This is a genomic window from Acinetobacter endophylla (genome assembly GCF_053543775.1).
Genome location: NZ_JBLVOM010000125.1, coordinates 1 through 3,231, shown reverse-complemented (window position 1 = coordinate 3,231; position 3,231 = coordinate 1). Strand labels below are relative to the sequence as shown.

At 35.4% G+C, this 3,231-nt stretch carries 3 protein-coding genes; 1 reads left to right on the top strand and 2 read right to left on the bottom strand.

All coding sequences use genetic code 11. The features are described from left to right. Positions 1 to 46: 46 nt before the first annotated feature. Positions 47 to 1,078, bottom strand: a complete 1,032-nt coding sequence (locus ACNPNW_RS05745; RefSeq protein WP_448766696.1) for an AAA family ATPase — start codon at positions 1,076 to 1,078, stop codon at positions 47 to 49. Positions 1,079 to 1,455: 377 nt separating this feature from the next. On the opposite strand from ACNPNW_RS05745, the gene ACNPNW_RS05740 reads away from it, so the two are divergent. Beyond that, positions 1,456 to 2,361: a hypothetical protein gene (locus ACNPNW_RS05740; protein ID WP_448766695.1), complete on the top strand. Its 906-nt coding sequence runs from the start codon at positions 1,456 to 1,458 to the stop codon at positions 2,359 to 2,361. On the opposite strand, the gene ACNPNW_RS05735 is transcribed toward ACNPNW_RS05740, so the two are convergent. Continuing rightward, the coding region (locus ACNPNW_RS05735) for an IS5-like element IS17 family transposase (RefSeq protein WP_448766637.1) at positions 2,329 to 3,231 on the bottom strand (903 nt) is incomplete at its 5' end. The two genes, ACNPNW_RS05740 and ACNPNW_RS05735, sit on opposite strands and share 33 nt — an antisense overlap.

The window sequence follows — 3,231 nt, the reverse complement described above, 5'->3', positions numbered from 1 at the left end:
TCAACTTGTTCAACTTGTTCAACTTGTTCAACTTGTTCATGTAGTGTCATTGATTAGTTGAGCCAACTGATTTATGTTCTAGTGGTAAAGACCAGAACCAATTTTTATCTCCATGCGGCCTAAAGGGTTTTATACTCAATAAATATTGAGCTCGACGTATTGATGCTTGACTAAATCCTGCTTCTTTAGCATGAGCTTGAATATCTTTTGATGGCATTGCATCAACAGAGTTTAATATTTCTATTAAGAATGCTTTTGCCGCTTTTACAACTGTATTTTCATCTCTGACTGAATCTACACAATTTAAAAGTTCTGTAGCGTTACCTTCAATCATTCCTAACCAATTTGTTGTAGTAGTTTCGATTTCATCATCAATTTCAACGGATTCAATTTGATATCTTATAGCACCTTCCAATGTTGAAATATTACTCTTAGCACGGACTAAAATGGAATCGTCATGTGTATCTCGCCGAGTAGCAGTCCAGGCCATCCGAGCGAGAGCACTGAAAGCTTGAGAGCCTAAAATTCTATCAATTGGGCTATTCTGTGTGCTATTTTTGGAAAAATGAGTTATACCTAAAATTGCAAAATTATATTTATTCGATAAATCGATTAAGGGTTGTAATGACCTTCTGACATCAGTAGCTTTATTTAAATCTCCACTCACAACAGAAACAATTGGATCTATCAAGAGTAGTTTGAGATTTGGAGCATTTTGAATATATTCTTCAATCTTTGGGAAATCTTTGGTTGGGTCGAATGCCTCTAGTTTGCCATCCTCACTTCTGCGGGCTGTAATAATTGCTACTTTGCTGATATCTGCACCATGTGCAATTAATCGAGGTTTTAGTGTATCTGCTGGGTCATCTTCAGTAGAGTAAATCAGAATTTCACCTAGATGCTCACAATGTGTACCATCAGGGAAATTCCCTCCAACTGTAATTGTTGAAGCTAGTGCGAGAGCGAGATTAGTTTTACCACATCCTGCTGCACCTGCAAGTATGGTTAATTTTCCAAGTGGTAGCCAATATTTCCAAAGCCAAAATATTCGATTAATTTGAACATCTTCCATCTTCATGATGTGAAGATTTTCTTTAGCGTTTATAACCATTTTAAAAATTACCTAGATAAAATCTCTTATGTAATAAGAGGTGGAATATTTGACTTGAGTGATATGTGAGGTTATGACGATATCGCAGCGGGATAAGTTAAGATTCCATAGTAAAATCATTAACTTGGTTTGGAATAATGGGTTTTATAGAGAGCTTCAAAGGCAAGAAAATCGCATATATATGATCCTGCACAGATGTACAAGGGAGATTTACTAATGAGTTTTTTAACGGCATGTTGATGACCTTTTAGATTGTTCATGCCAATTTTTTAATTGATTTTTATACTTTTTCTAAGTGTTATGATATATATCTATTTCTTTACACTTGACACATTAGGAAAAAAGTGAAAACAAGTAAGTGTGGTCGACCAAAAAAAACAGTCCTTGATTCATTAAAAACATTAGTGTGGTATGAGTATGTAAGTGAACAAGTATTTTTATATTGCATGAAGAGAAATATACAACTGACTGATAATGAATTGAAAAATTTCAGAGCAGGTAACAAAAGACTTGATATTTTTTTTGATCTAGAAGGTTCAAATAGTTGGTATAAATACTCGCTTGCTAAAATTAGTCCAACTCTTGAAAGTTTAGAGTTGGTAGATCATAAAATATCCGGTGCTTCAATTTATTTTCAACATCCTATTTGGAACTTTCTTAAAGATGTACCTAGAGGTAGTTTAGATGTAAATCAATTTTATTCTCGCCTAAATCATAAAACTCGAGAGATTTTGGAGAAAGAGGAAGTAACATGTAAATTTGACTTTAGCTATACAGATACCAACGATTATCAAAAATTTGAAAATTTATTAGAATTTTATAGCTGTATACTTTACCAATACTATAAAGCCAAATTTGAGATGAATAATACAGAAGCTGAAAAGTGTTATTTTTACTTTTCTCGAAATACTAATCATATAATCGATGAATTTGGTGCAACGGGTTACTTCTTCCTAAAAATTTTAAAATTGCATCTTAAGCTACCTTCAAATGCACTAACACATCAATTTTCTATTGAGTCTAATCTTAATAATCAAAATTTATTGAAAAATATGTTAACTGCCTCAAAAAAATTTAGTAAAAGATATGAAAAACTAGAAAAGGATATAAATGACTTTCAACTAGATGGTGCTCAATATAAGAATGATCATTTATATATAGTAATGGCTTTGTTGCACAAAGATTTGAAATGCAAAGCGCCCCTAATTGAGCCAAATTTAAGGCGTAACTTGGGTAAGTGGTCGACCTAATTCCGTAAATCTGTTGAGGACTGCTACACGTGCATGAATTTCATTCACCTGACTAGGAAAGCTTCTTGCCATTAATTTATCGCCTAATAATTTGATGCAATGCATCTTGGTTTCCACCAAACTGCGCCGATGATAGCCTGACCATTTTTTCCATAATGTCCTGCCTAAACGTTTAACTGTTCGAAGTAATTCATTTCGCTCTAGCGAGCTACTCTTTGTATCTTTCCATGGTTTCGCATTTTTTCTAGGTGGAATCACCGCATGTGCTTGCCGATCTGCAATGACCTGACGGCATTGCTTGGTGTCATAAGCTCCATCGGTATAAACAGAGTCAATCTGCTCATCTTGTGGAATCTGATTAAGTAAATCACCAAGCACCTGTGAATCACTGACATTATTGGTTGTGAGCTGAATAGCGCGTATTTGTAGGGTTTTGGCATCTATACCAATATGTAGTTTACGCCATTGGCGACGATATTCAGCTCCATGTTTCTTGCGTTTCCATTCGCCCTCACCTAGAAACTTCATGCCTGTAGAGTCTACGAGTAGATGCAGCCCATCGCTACTTTTTTGGTAGCTGATTGCAATATCAATATGCTTTTGTCTTCTACAAAGCGTACTGTAATCTGGTGCGGTCCAATTTAATCCGCAAAGTTTAATCAGACTTTGCACAAAGCCAGTGACCATACGTAAAGATAGACGGAATAAGGATTTAATCATTAAGCAGCATTGGATGGCTGCGTCGGAGTAGGTTTGATTTCGCCCTTGTTTGCCTTTTGATGGAGCATACCATTGCGTAGCAGGATCAAACCAAATGGCAATATTTCCGCGACTCATGAGTGCTCGGTTATATGCGGGCCAATTGGTTGT